Raw genomic sequence first — 18,112 nt, 5'->3', positions numbered from 1 at the left:
AGATATGAAATTTAAAACGCTTTTATCTACAGTTATTATTGGCTCACTCTTCGGTGCTAGTATTATTCAAAAAGACTTACCCAAGGGTTTTGTTTATGTCAACGATATTATAAAGGACTTGAATGTTGACTTACGTTACTATTCTACCAATAATTTTGTGGGAGATACGATAGACGGCTATAATTCAGACAAGTTAATTCTTACTTTAGAAACAGCAGTAAAATTAAAATTGGTTCAAGAGGAGTTACAATCCCAAAATTTGTGTCTAAAGGTTTTTGATGGCTACAGGCCACAACGCGCTGTAAATCATTTTATCCGATGGGCTAAAGAATTAAATGATACAATAAAAAAATCAATCTTCTATCCAGACGTTGACAAACAAAATCTGTTTAGAGAAGAATACATTGCCTCGAGATCTGGTCATAGTAGGGGAAGTACAATGGATTTGACTATAATTGATGGAAATACAAGTATTCCTCTAGATATGGGTACACCATATGATTTTTTTGGTCAAGAATCTTGGGTGGCTTATCAAGGATTAACAGAAACTCAAAAAGCAAATAGGCAGTTATTACAGAAAATAATGCTTAAACATGGCTTTAGAAATTATCCTAAGGAATGGTGGCACTTTACCTTAAGGGAAGAACCTTTTCCCGATACCTATTTTGATTTTGTTATTGAATAATCACTTTTTTAAATTTCGTTTTAAGTGAATACCAACTCCAATAATATTTACTGCAAGTCCTACAACAATATAGGCAGGTGCTGTGTTTTCTGTTTTAGCCTGATATATAATAACTCCAACGAGAATTGCAATACCAATAAGCGCAATTATTAATCCTGTTTTATCTTTCATTTTATTTAAATATATATCCAAGCCCAATACATAAGGGCAAATTGTAATGGAATTCGTAGTATTAATATCCATTTTGGAATTCCTAATGATGCTTTCTCATTTGTAAGCATGTAAAAGTGAACCAACAAAAAAACAGCAAGCATTGCAATTATAGAATAAATAGAAAATACCTTCAACGCAGGAATGCACAAACCAATACCCAAGAGAATTTCAATAATACCACTCAAAATCACCAAACCTCTATGATTGCTCAAATACTCTGGCATGATCAGCATGTACATTTTCGTTTTTACAAAATGCATAATACCCGCTATTATATAAAGAGCAGCCATAAAATATATGCTCAAGGGTTCATTCATCTTTATATGTCTTTAATTCTATACCCATTCCATAATTGTACAGCTCTTTATCTAAAAGACTGGATTTAAAACCGTTTCCCTTTTCAAACATAATCCATTTATTTCCATTAATAAAAACACGTTTAATAAAAGTACGTTTTGTGTCAATTTCATTTGTGAAAGGTAATAGGGGTCTAAAATTGGTAGGAATTTTTACCACACCACTTGGCGATTGTATTTCCTTATATTTTTTGTTAGGAAGTAATTTCCCTTTTTTATCTGTATATCCCAAAACTTGGAGTGACACAAAAAAACCATTTTTAGGAACATAAAGATTATAGTTATCTAAATTTAGTGTAAAAGCGTCTCCATTGCGTTCTGTGGCTCTAAAAACGATGGTTTCTAAGGTTAAGGGCTTGCCTGGTAAGCCATCCTTGTTGTTGTATATCTTTACTTTGAATAAGGTTGAAAACTTCTTTTTATCACTATTTGCTCTTTTACGCTTGGTCCAATCCCTAGACTCGAGAGCAATAGGAAAGGTAACCGAAGCTAGTTCCTGGTCTTTTTCTGTTGTTTTTGGAAAATACACAGCTATTTCAGATTCAATTGTTGGTAACCAACAGTTATAGTAATCGTCATCGAGATAAGGTTTAAGTTTTTCTATTTTGAATTTTCTGCTGCGTTTAAATCCTAGTACCACTTCATCAAGCACATCAGCTTCTTGCACCATAAACAATTCCTTGGGTAGATTGGTGGTAGAAATGCTTATATCCTTATAACCTAATGCCGATATAAATAAAGAATCTATATCTGGATAGAGTTTTTTTGTGAATACAAATTTACCTTCGTCATCTGCAAAAATTCCGTTACCATTACCAAAGGAGATTGTTGCATAACTAACTGGGAATTTGGTCAAACTGTCTAAAACTGTCTGTGCAGAAGTGAATTGAATAGATAAGAAAAGGAAAAATAGTAGCGCTCTCTTCATAGGCATGACCTGAAAGTCCTAAAGATACATTAAAAAGACCATAAAAAAACGCCCCAATTTTAGGGCGTTTACTATGAAGCGATTTATAATTAATCGTCGAGTGCTTTTTTGGTTTGTGTAAAACCAATGTAAAGTCCAATACCTGCAAATAAAAATATCATTGCGGGATAAATCGAATCTTCATCGAGGGCAGTAAATGTCTCTAAAATGTGTGCAATAAAAACACCAAGCCCAATACCAATTAGTAAAAATGCTAAGTTTAATACTACTACTTTCCATGATTGTCCTGATTTTTTACCAATGTTAAAAATACTAGCATCGGCACCTTTTTCTATTAAGGCCAGGCGTTCTTTGTTTCTAGTTGAAAAATAAAGGTATACCATACCAAATATTGCAGCAAAAAAACTGATTGGAATTAATATTTCTTCGTCCATAATTGTTTGTTTTTAATTGATTAATTTTAAATAATTACCCTTATGACGATGAATTTTTACTTTAGGTTACAACTTCTTAAAGTTTTTTGCCAGATTGTAACCTTTTCAGCTAATTGATCGTCTTAACAACAAAATGACCACTAACGAACATCAATTAATCGAATCTATAAAAAATGGAGAAACAAAAGCTTTTTCTATTTTGGTAGATCGTTATAAAGATTTGGTATATACGTTGTCACTTCGTATGTTAAAAAATAAAGAAGAGGCAGAAGAAGTAGCGCAGGATACTTTTATTAAAGTATATAAATCGTTGGATAAATTTAAAGGCGATTCAAAACTGTCTACTTGGATATACAGAGTGGCTTATAACGCTTGCTTGGATACTATTAAACGAAATAAAAAGCGAATAAACGACGTAGCAATAGATGAAATCTCCTTTAATAAGTTAGATTATATTGACAATGCATTAGAAAATCTTATTAAACAAGAACGAAGCCAACTGATTAAAGAATGTATTGATAAACTTCCAGAGGATAGTAGTGCCTTATTGACTTTATTCTACTTCGAGGAGTTTTCGTTAGAAGAAATATCAAAAATTGTAAACATTGAAACAAACACGGTAAAAGTGAAATTATTTAGAGCTAGAAAAAAACTTGCTATAATACTAGAATCGTACTTACAACCACAAAACAGATTGACTTATGGAACAGGATGAAAAAAGAATTACTGATCTGATAAATAAATTAATGGAGTCTGATAATCTAGAGAAAGCTCCAGAGGGTTTTACGCATTCTGTTATGACCGAAGTTGAAAAGTTTTCCAAGTCTCCTTCCATTGCTTATAAACCGTTAATTCCTAAATATGTTTGGTGGTTAATTATTCTATTCTTTCTTGGGTCTATAACTTACTTTAATCTTAACAGATCAAATACTAATAATGATTCACAATTTTTTGTTTTACCAGAGTTTTCTTTTAGACTATTTGATACCTCAATATTAGATTTTTCAGCAGGATTAATGTACGCTATGGTATTTCTTGTGATAATGATTTGTGTTCAGGTGCCTCTTGTAAAACAATATTATGACAAGCGCCTAGCAGTTTAATCCGGATAATACCAAAAAGGAATCCTTGCTACATAAAGTGTCTGTGTATCTTTTTTACGAATTCGTTTGCGCGTTAGGTTCATTAAATGTTTGCCTTTTTCAATGCCTTCTAGACTTATATAAGTTTCAAAACCTTTTTGCTTTTTGCTGCTTTCAGTAAGAATAAATTCACTTTTAAGTTCTAAACTATCAATTCTTATTGTGTAAACTTCATTTAAGGTTTTCATATAAGCACGTCGAATACTATCCCTTTTTTCCCATGACATTTCATTAATAATTATTATATCTGAACTAAAACCTCTTATGTCTTCCTCTGGTTTTAAATCTGGGTTGTAACTAAAGACATTATCTTCTATCTCATCGTTAAACAACATAAAAACCTTTAAATAATTGGTGCTAATTACCTTTGAAGGTATACTCACGTCATTTATGAAATCTTCGTCGTCAGTTAACATATCTTCGTAATTACTCGTATTACCTATAATTTCGCTCGAATTTAAACTACGGTTAAAAAAGTTTGATGTTTTATTTTGAAATGAACTTAGTACAATTAAAATGATATAAATTGGAAGCAAAAGAAAACTAATGCGCTTTCCAAACTTGTTGTCTAAAAAATTATATACTAATGGTCTGTAAAGAAAGGATAGGGTAATAAAACTAAAAAGCCAATAAAATGGAAAATAGAATTTACTTATCCATTTTTTCTTTTTGAGCCAGCCTTGCGTTGCAAAATCAATAAAGACAAGTAACATACCAACAATAAGAAATAGTATTAATGGTATACCTATGATTTTGCCATATGGATCAATGCTATCATTATCAATTAAGTAAGTTGCAACAAGAGGAAAGGCGCCAATGGTTAAAACAGTAGCAAAAACATAAAAAATAAGTAAAAATGAAATTGCAAAAATAATGCTGCAGTAGTTCTCTAATCTTGCTATGTACCTATCAAAAGAACCAACTTTTTTTCTTAAGTAATTTGTGAATTTTTCACTGTATTTGAGACTGTCGTAATCTATTTCGCCAGAAACATATCTTAAACCAAGTGCACCTATCCAAAGACCTCTTAATACCACATGAAGTAATAGATTAAAGGCTAATATCACGCACGAAATCAATAAAATAACATACACAAAAGCAATGATATTATTGCCGTCAGTTTTGGCCTCAGTGTACAACAATTTCAATGGTGTAAAGGCAGAAAACAAACCAAAAATTGCAAAACCAGATATAATTAATTCAAGTTGCCAGCTTTCTTCCTGCAGTTTTTTTAGTAGCTTTTTAAAGGCGGGATTTGTGTAGTCAGAACTCATAACGAAGGGTGTTATTAATTTTAAAATTTAGAAATGACTATCATAAATTTTATCATTATAAAGTGTTTCAAACTGAAAATAGACTATCTGTCCAGTCTAAAGTTATTCAGATTAATATCGTCTATACCAATACTGTCAAAAGGGTATTCAAGTTGATTTTGAATATTGTACAATGAAATTAGTATAAATTGAGTAATAAATACAACACCGTATACAATCAAAGTCGACTGATTAACGGAGACATTTTTTATGATTTCTGGAGCATATATGAATGGAAAGATATAAATAAAAATTAGACAATAAGCTTTTAGGCTTATAGGAGTTCTATGTATATGAATAGCATTTAAGTTTTCTACACATTCATGCATGTCTTTCATAAAACGAAAAACTTTATCCCTAATTTGTCTAGAAATTGTCTCGTTTTTATCAATCACAAAATCATAAACCTGTTGCATTGATGCATCAATATTTCTAATAGTAATTTCTTTGCCTGATAAATGATGTAATACGGTTAGGTTAATATCTAGTAAAATATTATCGACATCTTTTTTATATAGTTCAACTAAATCAGGTCTGCTCAATAAAAAGGACCTGACAGTATGCAAAGAACTCTTGAACTCAGACAAATGTTCTAATGCCCTTTCCCTGCGTCTAAAGGAACCTCTTATGGAGAAAACCAAAGGAAATATTATAGCAATACTTAATAAAGTCAAATCAATATTAAATCTTATTTCAAAATGATATGACATGTAAGTTGTCAGCATAGCAAATACTAATACCAACAAAGTTTTGAAATTTAATATGATGGAATACTTTCTGATATAAATATTAACTAATTGAATTTTCTAAAGTTATGAATAATTGTCCATATATGAGCTTTATTCGTAAGATCTCTTTTATTTAAAATTTTACTGTTGAACTTTTAAAAAGATGTAAATAATGGTATCATATTTTTCACTATTTTTATGATAATCAACCAATTAATGATTTTTTGTAAGTAAGTTGTCAATGATAGGCCAAATTTCAAGAATTTTACTTTTACTTTTTTTTGTCATTCCTTATTCTGTAAGTGCGCAGCCAGATCAAATTAAAAAGAGTAACAAACTTCGTTTGTTTGAAGAAAATAAGTCTTTACCTATAAAATTCAAATACTCGAAAAAGCAATTAAAGAATGAAACTAATGATTCGACATATATGATAGCTGAAATGTCGTATGAAAAGCACAATGGAATATGGGATACTTTAGAAGTTAAAATAAGAGCCAGAGGAAACTTTAGACGCAAATCATGTTTTTTCACACCAATTAAATTAAAAGTAAGCAAGAAAAATGCTAAAGGAACATTATTTGAGAAGAATAGAAAACTTAAGGTAGTATTTCCTTGTTTAAATGAGTATTTGAAAGATGATTATGTAATGAAGGAATATATCATATATAAGATGTACGAGGTTGTTATGCCTTATCACTTTAAAACTCGATTAATTGAGGTAGAATTCGATGATGTGAAGAATAAAAAGATAAAAACGTATCAATTAAAAGGGTTCTTGATTGAGGACTATGACAAAGTAGCCAAACGATTAGAAGGTAGGGTTGTAAAGCGAGCTTTTTATCCTCAAGGGTATGACGATTTATTTGCAGTTAGAAATGCGATGTTTCAGTTCATGGTTGGTAATACCGACTTCTCAGCTACCTACAGCCATAATTCAAAGGTTATTTATGTAGACAAAAAGTTTGTTCCAATTCCATACGATTTTGATATGTCTGGTTTTGTAAACACAAGCTATTCTGTGGTTTCAAAAACAAGGAAGGCCGAATTACCTATAGAAAATGTTACTGAACGCTATTATATGGGTTATAGGCGCGATATTAAATTGTTTGAAAAAGTAAGATTAGAATTCTTAAATAATAGGAAAGAATTACTTTCCGTAATCGATAATCACAAGAACTATTTTGAAAGTCAACAAAGTTTTGAAACTGCCAAATCTTATATAAAAGGATTCTTTAAGATATTGGAAGATAGAAATACTTTCAAAAGACGTACCTATGACATAGCCCTTAATATGGATTAATTATTGCGTTCAAACAATTGTTTGACCTCGAGCTTGCTTAATTCAATGAGCGCAAATACACCAAGAAGTATTCCAAGAATACCAGTGAGACAACTCACTACGGCCATTGCAAAAATAAAATTGTAATTCTTTACGGCCTTAAGGTAATTTGAAGCCAAAATTGTAAGAAGCCCTATTGTTACAGTAATTACTAGGCCAATAGCGCCGATTATTATCACAATAATACCCGGATTAAAAGGTATATCATTGGATTGATCAAATGCTACGGCACTGGAAACAAAAAATCCTAATCCAACATAAAACATAAAAAATATTGAAAAACAAAGGGTAAGTATACCTTTTATTAAAAATAGGATACTAAAAGTATTAAGATTATGATTGGATTGCATGAGTGAAGATTAGTATGAAGTAAAATTAATAAAAAAACACCTCAATTAGAAACGGGCTTTATAATCTATTTGATTCCTTCTTTTGTTTCATTCAATGCAATAAAAAAGCACAAGTATAACCTACTTGTGCTTTCTTGCTATTAATTCTCGGTGGGTAACCTCAGTTAATTTTATTAATCCAAATAAAATTAGACTAAATAGATTTTTCAAAAATTGATGTATGTTAATTAAACTAAGTTTGTGCAATATCCCTTCGAATCCGACTTAAACTTTCTGTGGTTACGCCAAGGTAAGATGCTATATGATAGTTTTTTACGCTTTTTTCAATATTTGGATAGGTCTTCACAAAGTTAAGATAACGCTCAGTTGCATTTTGAGAAAGATTTCGAAGAATTCTTCGCTGAAATGCAGCAAAGGCTTTTTCAAGCTTTATTCTAAAAAAATGTTCAATTTTAGAAATTTTAGCATATAAGTATTCTTTATCATCTTTACTGATTCGATAGAGAATAGCATCTTGAATAACTTCAATTGTCATTATTGAATTTGATCCTGAAAAAAATGCTGTATAATCGCTTATCCACCAATCTTTAATTCCAAATTGAACTGTATGCTCTTTGCCATGATCATCTATGTGAAAGGCTCTTAAACAACCTTCTAAAATATAGTAGTGCTCTTTGACAGAATCACCTGGTTTAAGTAGTATTGTCCCTTTTTTGACCTCAACTTTGTGAAATACGGTTGTGATTATCTCAATCTCGTTTTCAGTGAATTCAAGATCTTTAAAAATCTCTTTTATTTTAGAGTTATCAGAACGCATAATAGGTCAACCTGTGACTATGAATTTATGTAATACATTTAAACAAGCAATTTACATATGTTAATTCAGATCTATTAAATATAAAAAAACCACCGCATAATGAGGTGGTTTTAAAAGATAATTTCGGACAAATTGGTCTAATTTACTTAATCATATCATAGCTGCGCTTTATAAAATTGGTTAACTCTTCGCCTTTTAAAAGACCTTGAGATAACCTTGCCAAGTCTAAACTTTGATTAATTAGCCGTTCTTGTTTTTTACGAGTTTTTGTGTTTAAAATCTGTCCTACTAATTCATGGTTTGTATTTACAACTAAGTTATACATTTCTGGCATGTTGCCCATACCAAACATACCGCCACCTGTTTGTTGCATTTCTTTCATGCGACGCATAAACTCAGGCTGCGTAATTATAAATGGAGAAGCATTGCTATCCATGGCTTCTAGTTGTACCATGAATTTTTCTGATGGTACGACCTCTTTTAATAACTCATCTAATTTCGTTTTTTCGTCTTCACTCAATTTAGAAATAGTTGTGTCGTCCTTCTTAATTAAGTTATCAATATGATCTGCATCTACACGTGCAAAAGAAATATTCTCCTTTGAAGTTTCCAGTTTTTGCATTAAGTGGCTTACGATAGGTGAATCTAGTAATAAGACTTCATAGTCTTTATCTTTGGCTGCTTGAATATAAGCATGTTGTTCATCTTTGTTTGATGCATAGAGAATTACCATTTTATCATCTTTGTCAGTCTGCTTTGCCTTTATAGCGTTTGTTAGTTCTTCAAAGGTGTAGAATTTACCATCTACCGTAGGATAAAGTGCGAATGCATCTGCCTTTTCAAAGAATTTCTCTTCAGAAAGCATACCGTATTCAATAACAATTTTGATATCGTCCCATTTTTTCTCAAAATCTTCACGATTATTATTGAATATAGACTTTAATTTGTCAGCCACCTTTCTGGTGATGTAAGATGAGATTTTCTTTACATTGCTATCTGCCTGAAGGTAACTTCTTGAGACATTCAGAGGAATATCTGGAGAATCGATAACACCTCTTAACATGGTCAAGAATTCAGGTACTATTCCTTCAACGTTATCCGTTACAAAAACCTGATTTTGATATAGTTGAATTCTATCTTTTTGAATGTTGAGGTCATTGGTCATTTTTGGAAAATATAGAATACCAGTTAGGTGAAAAGGATAATCTACATTTAAATGAATATTGAATAACGGCTCCTCAAATTGCATTGGGTATAGCTCTCTGTAGAAGTTTTTGTAATCATCTTCTTCTAAATCCGTTGGTTGTTTAGTCCAAGCAGGATTAGGATTGTTTATAATATCATCTACTTCTTGCGTTGGAGCAGGGTCGTCTTCTTTTGCTCCTTCAGGTTTTGGCAACGTTTCTGTTTTTGTTCCAAATTTGATTGGAATTGGCATAAACTTGTTATACTTAACCAATAATTCTCTAATTCTCGATTCCTCTAGAAATGCCTCTTCACCTTCGGAGATATGTAAAATAATTTCGGTTCCCCTGTCTTTTTTGTCAGTCTCTTCTAGAGTAAATTCTGGGGAACCATCACAGGTCCAATGTGCTGCAGGTGCATCTGTGTGAGATTTTGTTATGATTTCTACCTTGTCGGCGACCATAAATGATGAGTAGAAGCCTAGGCCAAAGTGCCCAATAATTCCTGCATCCTTTCCTGCATCCTTGTATTTATCAAGAAACTCCTCTGCGCCTGAGAACGCAATTTGGTTAATGTACTTTTCAACCTCTTCAGCAGTCATACCAATACCTTGGTCAATAATGTGCAATTTTTTACCGTCTTTATCTATCTTAACTTCAATTTTTGGTTCGCCATATTCAGATTTGGACTCACCAATACTAGTAAGATGTTTTAACTTTAGCGTAGCGTCAGTTGCGTTACTTATTAATTCACGTAAAAATATTTCGTGATCACTATACAAGAATTTCTTAATTAACGGAAAGATATTTTCTACCGATACATTAATATTTCCTTTTGTCATGATAATTTATTTTTTTAACCTTTACAAAGGCATTAGTTAAAGTGTAATTTTGATTCTTTCTAGTGTATTCAAATAAAATACCAAGTATAAAACTGTGACAAGATGGCATAAAAAAACCATTCAGAAATGAATGGTTTTCCTGTATTTTATTGGTTTTAATTTTTGAGCATTTCTGTGTTTTCTATTTTTTCTTCTTTTTTCGGTTTGTTTTTTACATGCTTTTCTAACCATTGATCTTGTTCCCAAAGCATATGCATTATGGATTCTTTGGCTCTATAGCCGTGACTTTCTTTAGGTAGCATTACAAGCCTAACAGGTGCTCCTAAGCCCTTTAATGCATTGAAATAGCGTTCACTCTGTAGCGGATACGTTCCTGAATTATTATCTGCCACACCATGTATAAGTAAAAGTGGTGTTTTCATTTTGTCAGCATGCATAAATGGTGACATATTGTAATAAATTTCAGGTGCTTCCCAATAACTGCGTTCTTCGCTTTGGAAGCCAAAAGGTGTCAATGTTCTGTTATAGGCACCGCTTCTGGCAATTCCAGCAGCAAATAAGTTAGAATGTGATAATAAATTGGCGGTCATGAATGCACCATAGCTATGGCCACCAACAGCTACTTTATCACGGTCTATATAACCTAAATTGTCTACAGCATCAATAGCAGCTTTACCATTTGCTACCAATTGTGTTCTGAATGAATCATTCGGTTCTTCATCACCTTCGCCAACAATAGGAAATGCCGCATCGTCTAAAACTACATAGCCCTTAGTTACCCAATATATTGGCGAGCCCCAATACGGATAAACAAATTCATTTGGATTTGCCGTGCTCTGGGATGCACTGGCTTTATCCTTGTATTCTCTAGGGTATGCCCACAAAATCATTGGATATTTTTCTCCTTCTTTATAATCTAATGGTAGATAAAGTGTACCTTCTAAGTCTAGGCCATCGTCGCGCTTATAACTAATAACACGTTTGTCAACATTCTCAAGGCTCTTAAACGGGTTTTCAAAAGCAGTAATGGCTTTTAAATCATTCTTTTTATTGATATTTCTAATGTAATAATTTGGATATTCTGTTTTGGACTCTATTCTAACTAAAATTTCACCCTTTTTCATGTCTATTGCACTATTTAAACTTTCAAGCTTATCTGTGTAAGCAGACTGATAGAGCCTTTTTGTTTTTCCGGTTTTGATGTTGTATTCATCAATAAACGGAAACTGACCTTCTTTAGAATAGCCATCTCCCATAAGATAAAGTTTGTCGCCATTCATTGTTAAGGTATATCTTCCGTATTTGTTTTTTGAACTTACAAAATTTCCAGGGTCACTATAAACATCTTGATAATTACGATCTGAGATTAATATTGACTTAGCTGTCGATGGATTAAATATATAGGTTTTTGTGTTCCTAGTGTTCCACCAATAATCGTATGCTATGGCTGTATCATCATTTCCCCAATCAATTCCGGCAAATCGTTGTTGCGTTTTTAATATGAGTTTTGGTGAGCCATTAAATGGTGCCTCTAATTGATATACTGCATCTCTAAAATCAGTTTCAACTGCAGGATCTCCGCCATCTAGTGCTTCTGCCCAAACAAGAGTTGATGGTTTGTCTCCTCGCCATGTCATATTACGTTTGCCTAGTCTTGTAGACATAAATCCTTTAGGTCTTACTTCATCTAATGGTACTTCATTTACAACTTTAACTTTGTTTCCTTCCATATCATAAATGGTACTTTCACTTGGAAATCTCCCATAGGTAACCAAATATGAAAAAGGACGCATAGTCTTTGTTATCATCACATAGTTACCATCAGGCGAAAAACTTATGCCCCGATACATGTCTGCTTCTAAATAGTCACTAACTTCGCCTTTAATCGATACTTTTTTAATTTCTGAACGAGCCAATTGCTCAAAGTTGTATTCGTCATTTGGCGTTTTTAATAAATCTTGATAGGTACGGTTCTGTGCCTTTGCACCATCACTGACTGAAACAGTTGGTCCAGTAGGGACGGCAATGGCAGTATTAATAAGTGGTTTTCTGTCTGAAGGTAGCATTTTAACTAAGAGATGCTTATTATCCTTGAACCAATTAATAGTACTTCCCATATTTGCATTTACCGACGCATCGGTTAATTTAGTAACCTCAGCCTTTGCAATATCGAGTACCCAGACTTCAACGCCTGTAGAAGTAGTATTAAGGCAGGCAATCATGCTTTCATCCGGCGACCAACTAAATCCAGATAGTCTTGCATTTTCTGGTAATCCCAACACTTGCCTTGCCTCCTTGTCATTTATGCCTTTGACCTTTAAGTTGGTATAGTAGTTAGTACGACTTCCGATATTAGTAACCGGATTGATCCTAAGACCAGCCAGACGCATTTCGGTTTCGGACAACTCTGCAATCGATTTGTACTGATTGCGATAAAGTAAAACCATGTTCTCTCCGTGGCTGTCTATTTGAACACCTGGTGCAAGTTCTACATCTGCTAATTCTAAAATTTCTTCTGATGGTTTTTGGTATTCTAAGCTTTGTTGCGCATAATTGTTCAATACCAAGAGCAATGCAAAAAGTCTGATGATAGTTTTCATGTTTTTTGATTATTTATTAGTGGCTTGAAGGTAATTAAAATAGCCTGTACGAGAGTTCTAGGTGCTGTTAAATAATTGCAAATTTTCGAAGTTTAATTTATTATGCATGCATAACGAATAGATTTAAGAATAGATGCAAATGGGTTAATTTTGTAAATCTAACTTTATATAATAGCTAATGTACAATTCAAGAATAACAGGCCTAGGAAAATATGTTCCCGAAAATGTAGTAACCAATAATGATCTTAAGGTTTGGATGGACACAAGTGATGAGTGGATTCAAGAAAGAACGGGTATTAAAGAACGTCGTTGGATTGATCCAAAAACTAGTGATGACACCACATCCTTAATGGGTGCTAAAGCAGCAAAAATTGCAATTGAACGCGCGGGATTGACAAAAGGCGATATTGATTTTATAGTATTTGCTACTTTAAGTCCAGATATGTATTTCCCAGGAGGCGGTGTAAGAGTTCAAGAACTATTAGAAATGGATACCATTGGAGCTTTGGATGTAAGAAATCAGTGTTCTGGATTTATCTACGGTTTGTCTGTTGCAGACCAGTTTGTGAAAACTGGTATGTACAAGAATGTATTGGTAATTGGTAGCGAGAATCATTCAGGTGGTTTAGAACGCTCAACTCGTGGTAGAGCAGTAACTGTAATTTTTGGTGATGGTGCTGGTGCTGCAGTGGTAAGCAGGGAGGAGGACAATACTAAAGGTATATTGTCTACACACTTGCATTCTGAAGGCAAACATGCAAAAGAGTTATCATTAGAAGGACCGAGTACCGGACGTTGGGTTGATACTATTATGGAAGAAAATGATCCAAATGATACGTCATATTATCCATATATGAATGGTCAGTTTGTGTTTAAGCATGCTGTAGTACGTTTTAGTGAAGCCATTATTGAAGGACTAATTGCCAATAATATGCAAAAAGAGGATATAGATATGCTCATTCCGCATCAAGCCAATCTTAGAATTTCTCAGTTTATCCAGAAGAAGTTTGGATTGAGTGATGATCAAGTCTATAACAACATAACGCGCTACGGCAATACAACCGCTGCATCCATTCCTATTGCATTAACAGAAGCATGGGAAGAAGGTAAAATTAAAGAAGGTGACAATGTCGTGTTAGCCGCCTTTGGAAGTGGTTTTACTTGGGGAAGTGCTATAATAAAGTGGTAAGAAGAAATTGAATAACAAAAAAGCCCAAACAATTACGTTCGGGCTTTTTCTGCTATTAACCAACTTTAACTAACACTACAATATAAAATATTCATTTTATAAAGTTTATTACTTAAAACTTATCTCTGAACTATAGACGTAGCGTTTCTAATTTTATTTCAAACTTTAACATATTAGGGTAAATTTTAACAAAAAACCCGAAAACTATTATGTTTCGGGTTTTCTTATTTAATAGTTGTACACTAACACTAACCATCAACTATATTTATGTAAACTATTAAATTTGCTTTATATAAAAGACGAACTTTTATGATTATTGTTACGCAATAATTAGAGATTAAATATAATTTAACATCAATGCAAGACACAACTTTGGTATTTGGAGCCTCATTAAAACCAGAACGATACGCTAACATAGCAATAGGCAGACTTTTAAATTATGGAGAAACCGTTAAAGCTTTTGGAATTAAAACTGGAGAAGTAAATGGAGTGACTATAGATACCGAGCTTTTATCTTATGAAAAGATAGATACGGTAACACTTTATCTTAATCCAAAAAGACAAAAAGCATATTACGATTATATAATTGGTCTCAAACCAAAGCGTGTAATTTTTAATCCAGGGACTGAAAATCCTGAGTTTTATGAGCTTCTGAAAGAAAACAAAATTCATGTGGAAGTGGCTTGTACTTTAGTTTTGCTAGCCACCAATAAGTATTCTAATTATTCAGTAACAGAGTAAAGTTTTAGTGGTGCATCATTAGCAAGAACAAAAACAATGTTTCTATCTTTCATTTTAACAACTTCAATCTGCTTTATTTGATCATTAAAAGGTGCCATTCCTAATTGAGAAACCGTTTCATAGTTTTGTGCGTCTTCTAGCAAAAGGCCCTTAAGCGATAAATAAGATCCATGATAAGTATTGACTTTATATGAATTACCACCAATTATCAGTTCAGACTTTTCACCAGAACTTATTTTCGTAAATGTTGTAATTGGTGCCAATTGCAAAGCTTCTTCAAAGGGTATAAAAGCAGTATATTGACCGTTGTCATTTCTTAAATATCCTGAGGCTAAAGTATGAGCAAATGATTTTTCGGCATCGTCAATTGTACCTTGTTTCATTACTTCTTCGATCGTTTTACCAGCAACACTTTTATGGTCTACATAGATTTTATTAATAATATTCATTTGACCAGCTAGTTCATCTTTAGAATTTACCATGTAATATTTACCATCTCTATTGTAAGCTATGAGGGTTTCATTAACACCATTTTTATCAAAGTCAGAATAGTACAAATGTAAAGGGCCATCAAAATACAAATTGAATTTTGTGTTTAATCCCCAATTTCCGAGCAGGATATCTTCATCACCATCACTATCAATGTCAAATGTCCCTACAGATTGCCATAAGCCATTGATGTTCTCTGGGATAACTTGGGGCTCTAATTTGCCATTATTATTTATGTAAATTCTTGGAGCATCCCATTCACACGCCACTATTAAGTCTTTAACATTATCGTTATTTATATCTTTCCAAATAGCTGAAGTTACCTTACTCACATCAAGTTCTGTGCTCTTTTTGAAATTACCTTTTCCGTCGTTGTTAAGGACATATGAGGTTACCTTCTTGCCATAATCTCCAGCAACGGAGTGGTTACCAATAAATAGGTCTGTATCTCCATCATTGTCGTAATCATAAGGCTTAACAACTGTTGTAATGAGATTGTTTACGGGAATACGATTGTTAGCAATCTCAAATTTTCCATTTTGATTGAGGTATAAACGATCATGCATTAAAGTTTCTGTTTTTAATGCTGTAATTCCAGAGGCGACATATAGGTCTAAATCACCATCATTGTCAGCGTCAAAAAGAGTAGCGTCATTATCTTCGTAAACCATATCTCCTTCGAAAACGGTTTGTTTAGAAAGACTAAAACTACTACCTGAATTCAAATAGAGTTGACTCGCTTTACCAGAGGCGCTTCCAATGTATATGTCATCGTAGCCATTACCATCAACGTCTCCTTTCGTGAAGGCTGGACCAAATGTTGAAACTTTGTAAGGGATTAATTTTTCCTCTTGGAAATCGGTGTAATTGTCTTCTTCATGAACGTAGGAAATACTCTCATCAACTTTAAAGTAAGAGTTCTTATTAGTTAAATTGTCATAGACATAAAACTGGTTGGTTGGAGTGTATGACACCTTTAGTTCAGAATTAATTTTGGGCGCATAAATCTTCTGATATTCATTATTTGGCCATATGATTTCGATAGAGTCGATGGTTTCAGCGTCATTTAGTCCAAAATATAGTTTGCTATCCAGTGATGAAATAAAACCACGAGATTTAAATAATTGTTTTAATTGAGACTTACCATTTGCATGAACAATGGCCTTTGTTCCAATGCCATCTTTATTTCCGCTTTGATAGTCTAATTCTAAATTGATATAATTTTTAGTGCCATTGGTTGTATTTCTATATACATCTGCCACCGCATTAAAATTATTGGTAACAATATCTAAGTCACCATCTAAATCTAAGTCAACATATACAGCCCCATTAGACAGGCTAGGTTTATTCTCTATCCATTCACCTGTTTTACTTTTAAAGTTTTTTGAATTGCCTTCAAACATCTCGTTAGTAACGTCTCCTGGGGTCATTTCGCTTATAGAATTGAATAACCATTCTAGTCCTTCACTTTCAGACCTGCCTTTAAAAGCATTTGATACATATTTTTTAAAATCAAGACCATTTGGACGTCTCAAAATTCCATTAGAAATAAATAGATCTTGGTGACCATCATTATTAAAGTCTGCAAACAAAGGCGCCCAACTCCAGTCGGTATCTGCAACCTTATTTATTAGTGCCGTTTCATGGAAATACTCACCATTATTGTTGATCTGAAGCATATTACGCGAATATTGATCCTTATAACCCAAATTCTCTAAATGCTCCTGCATATTGAACATGGCATCGTCACCTTCAGTTTCTTTTAGGATGCGTTCATCTTTAGGTAACATATCTAAAGTCATTAAATCTTGGTAACCGTCGCCATTAATATCAGCGGCGTCACTTCCCATCGAAAAACGACTAATCGTTGTAAACGATTTATCTAATTGCTCCGAAAACGTACCGTCTTGATTATTTATGTAGTAATAATCATCCTCATGAAAATCATTGCAAACATATATATCATCCCAACCATCATTATTGAAATCCGCGATAGTAGCACTTAAACCATATCCATTTACACCGCCATATATATTTGCCGATTCACTCACATCTTTAAATGAACCATTGTCGTTGTTCAATAAAACGTCTCCAACAAGTGGCATACGTTTGTTTCTAAGATCTGCATTACCGTGAGAAAGGGTAGTATGGACGGCATGGTTCACAATGTAGACATCGAGATCGTTATCCTTGTCGTAATCAAAGAAATATGCCTGTGTGGAATAGCCTTCAAAATCTAAGCCATAAGCTTTTGCATTTTCAGTAAACGTGCCATCACCATTGTTAATGTATAACTCATTATGACCTGTAAAGTCCAATAAACCAGAAACAGCACAAACGTAAATATCAAGTAATCCATCGTTATTTATATCAACCATAGTTACACCAGTCTGCCAACTGGATTTACCTTGAATATTAGCAGTTTCTGAAATATCCTCAAACCTGAAGTCGCCTTTATTTACATATAACTTGTTTTCTCCCATATTTGAGACGAAGAACAAATCTGGTAGGTTGTCCCCATTAATATCTCCAGTTGCAACACCACTGCCATTATAATAATAGATGTAGTTTATAATGCTGTGTTGTGGATCTTCTGTAACTAAATTTTTGAATTTTATTCCAGTTTCATCAGATGAAACGGATTCCAACAGATAAGAAGTTTTTTTTGGGTTGGATTTTGAATCTTCAGAACACGTTAAAAAAAGAAAACAGACTAATGCTATTAGATATATTTTTTTCATAAAGTAACTAGAAAGTGCAGT

General features: G+C 33.0%; 17 protein-coding genes. 6 read left to right on the top strand and 11 right to left on the bottom strand.

Annotated features, from left to right (window positions below):
- Positions 1–4: 4 nt before the first annotated feature.
- Positions 5–685: a M15 family metallopeptidase gene (locus LBU54_RS05690; RefSeq protein ID WP_224527018.1), complete on the top strand. Its 681-nt coding sequence runs from the start codon at positions 5–7 to the stop codon at positions 683–685.
- Here the strand turns inward: LBU54_RS05690 and LBU54_RS05685 are convergent, their stop codons facing one another.
- The 4 genes from LBU54_RS05685 to LBU54_RS05670 all read right to left on the bottom strand — a co-directional run bounded on the left by LBU54_RS05685 (position 686) and on the right by LBU54_RS05670 (position 2,616).
- Positions 686–856, bottom strand: a complete 171-nt coding sequence (locus LBU54_RS05685) for a hypothetical protein (protein WP_224527016.1) — start codon at positions 854–856, stop codon at positions 686–688.
- A 5-nt stretch (positions 857–861) separates the two neighbouring features.
- A complete protein-coding gene (locus LBU54_RS05680; RefSeq protein WP_224527014.1) occupies positions 862–1,215 on the bottom strand; it encodes a DoxX family protein in 354 nt (117 codons plus the stop codon).
- Positions 1,208–2,182 carry a carboxypeptidase-like regulatory domain-containing protein gene (locus tag LBU54_RS05675; protein ID WP_224527012.1) on the bottom strand — a complete coding sequence of 325 codons (975 nt, stop codon included), beginning with the start codon at positions 2,180–2,182 and terminating at the stop codon, positions 1,208–1,210. The genes LBU54_RS05680 and LBU54_RS05675 overlap by 8 nt, the downstream gene beginning before the upstream one ends.
- 89 nt (positions 2,183–2,271) lie before the next feature.
- The gene (locus LBU54_RS05670; protein ID WP_224527010.1) at positions 2,272–2,616 is read right to left on the bottom strand and encodes a DUF6249 domain-containing protein; all 345 of its coding nucleotides are present in this window, start codon (positions 2,614–2,616) and stop codon (positions 2,272–2,274) included.
- 133 nt (positions 2,617–2,749) lie between these two features.
- On the opposite strand from LBU54_RS05670, the gene LBU54_RS05665 reads away from it, so the two are divergent.
- Together LBU54_RS05665 and LBU54_RS05660 are read left to right on the top strand one after the other, a co-directional pair.
- Positions 2,750–3,331, top strand: a complete 582-nt coding sequence (locus LBU54_RS05665) for an RNA polymerase sigma factor (RefSeq protein WP_224527009.1) — start codon at positions 2,750–2,752, stop codon at positions 3,329–3,331.
- Positions 3,318–3,719, top strand: coding sequence for a hypothetical protein (locus LBU54_RS05660; protein ID WP_224527006.1), 402 nt, complete (start codon positions 3,318–3,320; stop codon positions 3,717–3,719). The genes LBU54_RS05665 and LBU54_RS05660 overlap by 14 nt, the downstream gene beginning before the upstream one ends.
- Here the strand turns inward: LBU54_RS05660 and LBU54_RS05655 are convergent.
- Both LBU54_RS05655 and LBU54_RS05650 read right to left on the bottom strand, forming a co-directional pair.
- Positions 3,716–5,032, bottom strand: coding sequence for a hypothetical protein (locus tag LBU54_RS05655; protein WP_224527002.1), 1,317 nt, complete (start codon positions 5,030–5,032; stop codon positions 3,716–3,718). The genes LBU54_RS05660 and LBU54_RS05655 overlap by 4 nt on opposite strands.
- Before the next feature lie 83 nt (positions 5,033–5,115).
- Entirely contained in the window at positions 5,116–5,817 is a 702-nt protein-coding gene (locus LBU54_RS05650; protein ID WP_224526999.1) for a hypothetical protein, read from the bottom strand.
- A 223-nt stretch (positions 5,818–6,040) separates the two neighbouring features.
- Here LBU54_RS05650 and LBU54_RS05645 point away from each other — a divergent pair, with 223 nt between their 5' ends.
- Entirely contained in the window at positions 6,041–7,099 is a 1,059-nt protein-coding gene (locus tag LBU54_RS05645; protein ID WP_224526997.1) for a hypothetical protein, read from the top strand.
- Here the strand turns inward: LBU54_RS05645 and LBU54_RS05640 are convergent.
- The 4 genes from LBU54_RS05640 to LBU54_RS05625 all read right to left on the bottom strand — a co-directional run bounded on the left by LBU54_RS05640 (position 7,096) and on the right by LBU54_RS05625 (position 12,931).
- Positions 7,096–7,488 carry a hypothetical protein gene (locus tag LBU54_RS05640; RefSeq protein ID WP_224526994.1) on the bottom strand — a complete coding sequence of 131 codons (393 nt, stop codon included), beginning with the start codon at positions 7,486–7,488 and terminating at the stop codon, positions 7,096–7,098. The genes LBU54_RS05645 and LBU54_RS05640 overlap by 4 nt on opposite strands.
- A gap of 232 nt (positions 7,489–7,720) precedes the next feature.
- On the bottom strand, positions 7,721–8,305 hold the full coding sequence (locus LBU54_RS05635; RefSeq protein WP_224526991.1) for a Crp/Fnr family transcriptional regulator: 585 nt from the start codon (positions 8,303–8,305) through the stop codon (positions 7,721–7,723).
- 142 nt (positions 8,306–8,447) lie between these two features.
- Positions 8,448–10,331: a molecular chaperone HtpG gene (htpG, locus tag LBU54_RS05630; RefSeq protein ID WP_224526988.1), complete on the bottom strand. Its 1,884-nt coding sequence runs from the start codon at positions 10,329–10,331 to the stop codon at positions 8,448–8,450.
- A 155-nt stretch (positions 10,332–10,486) separates the two neighbouring features.
- Positions 10,487–12,931 carry a prolyl oligopeptidase family serine peptidase gene (locus LBU54_RS05625; RefSeq protein WP_224526985.1) on the bottom strand — a complete coding sequence of 815 codons (2,445 nt, stop codon included), beginning with the start codon at positions 12,929–12,931 and terminating at the stop codon, positions 10,487–10,489.
- 178 nt (positions 12,932–13,109) lie between these two features.
- On the opposite strand from LBU54_RS05625, the gene LBU54_RS05620 reads away from it, so the two are divergent.
- Both LBU54_RS05620 and LBU54_RS05615 read left to right on the top strand, forming a co-directional pair.
- Positions 13,110–14,120, top strand: coding sequence for a 3-oxoacyl-ACP synthase III family protein (locus tag LBU54_RS05620; protein WP_224526982.1), 1,011 nt, complete (start codon positions 13,110–13,112; stop codon positions 14,118–14,120).
- Between the two features lie 357 nt (positions 14,121–14,477).
- On the top strand, positions 14,478–14,861 hold the full coding sequence (locus tag LBU54_RS05615) for a CoA-binding protein (protein WP_224526979.1): 384 nt from the start codon (positions 14,478–14,480) through the stop codon (positions 14,859–14,861).
- On the opposite strand, the gene LBU54_RS05610 is transcribed toward LBU54_RS05615, so the two are convergent.
- Positions 14,843–18,091 (bottom strand): VCBS repeat-containing protein, encoded by a 3,249-nt coding sequence (locus tag LBU54_RS05610; protein WP_224526976.1) that lies wholly within the window; start codon positions 18,089–18,091, stop codon positions 14,843–14,845. The two genes, LBU54_RS05615 and LBU54_RS05610, sit on opposite strands and share 19 nt — an antisense overlap.
- Between the last annotated feature and the right edge of the window lie 21 nt (positions 18,092–18,112).

Origin of the sequence: Winogradskyella alexanderae, assembly GCF_020166335.1 — a bacterium.
In the GTDB taxonomy this organism is placed as follows: Bacteria; Bacteroidota; Bacteroidia; order Flavobacteriales; family Flavobacteriaceae; genus Winogradskyella; species Winogradskyella alexanderae.
Note: the sequence above shows the minus strand (reverse complement) of the source record. Positions and strands in the feature narration are given on the sequence as shown.

Bases quoted from the DNA above. Each gene is read 5' to 3' on its own strand.
- LBU54_RS05690 (WP_224527018.1), top strand. From the start codon at position 5: ATGAAATTTAAAACGCTTTTATCTACAGTTATTATTGGCTCACTCTTC.
- LBU54_RS05685 (WP_224527016.1), bottom strand. From the start codon at position 856: ATGAAAGATAAAACAGGATTAATAATTGCGCTTATTGGTATTGCAATT.
- LBU54_RS05680 (WP_224527014.1), bottom strand. From the start codon at position 1,215: ATGAATGAACCCTTGAGCATATATTTTATGGCTGCTCTTTATATAATA.
- LBU54_RS05675 (WP_224527012.1), bottom strand. From the start codon at position 2,182: ATGAAGAGAGCGCTACTATTTTTCCTTTTCTTATCTATTCAATTCACT.
- LBU54_RS05670 (WP_224527010.1), bottom strand. From the start codon at position 2,616: ATGGACGAAGAAATATTAATTCCAATCAGTTTTTTTGCTGCAATATTT.
- LBU54_RS05665 (WP_224527009.1), top strand. From the start codon at position 2,750: ATGACCACTAACGAACATCAATTAATCGAATCTATAAAAAATGGAGAA.
- LBU54_RS05660 (WP_224527006.1), top strand. From the start codon at position 3,318: ATGGAACAGGATGAAAAAAGAATTACTGATCTGATAAATAAATTAATG.
- LBU54_RS05655 (WP_224527002.1), bottom strand. From the start codon at position 5,032: ATGAGTTCTGACTACACAAATCCCGCCTTTAAAAAGCTACTAAAAAAA.
- LBU54_RS05645 (WP_224526997.1), top strand. From the start codon at position 6,041: ATGATAGGCCAAATTTCAAGAATTTTACTTTTACTTTTTTTTGTCATT.
- LBU54_RS05640 (WP_224526994.1), bottom strand. From the start codon at position 7,488: ATGCAATCCAATCATAATCTTAATACTTTTAGTATCCTATTTTTAATA.
- LBU54_RS05635 (WP_224526991.1), bottom strand. From the start codon at position 8,305: ATGCGTTCTGATAACTCTAAAATAAAAGAGATTTTTAAAGATCTTGAA.
- htpG (WP_224526988.1), bottom strand. From the start codon at position 10,331: ATGACAAAAGGAAATATTAATGTATCGGTAGAAAATATCTTTCCGTTA.
- LBU54_RS05625 (WP_224526985.1), bottom strand. From the start codon at position 12,931: ATGAAAACTATCATCAGACTTTTTGCATTGCTCTTGGTATTGAACAAT.
- LBU54_RS05620 (WP_224526982.1), top strand. From the start codon at position 13,110: ATGTACAATTCAAGAATAACAGGCCTAGGAAAATATGTTCCCGAAAAT.
- LBU54_RS05615 (WP_224526979.1), top strand. From the start codon at position 14,478: ATGCAAGACACAACTTTGGTATTTGGAGCCTCATTAAAACCAGAACGA.
- LBU54_RS05610 (WP_224526976.1), bottom strand. From the start codon at position 18,091: ATGAAAAAAATATATCTAATAGCATTAGTCTGTTTTCTTTTTTTAACG.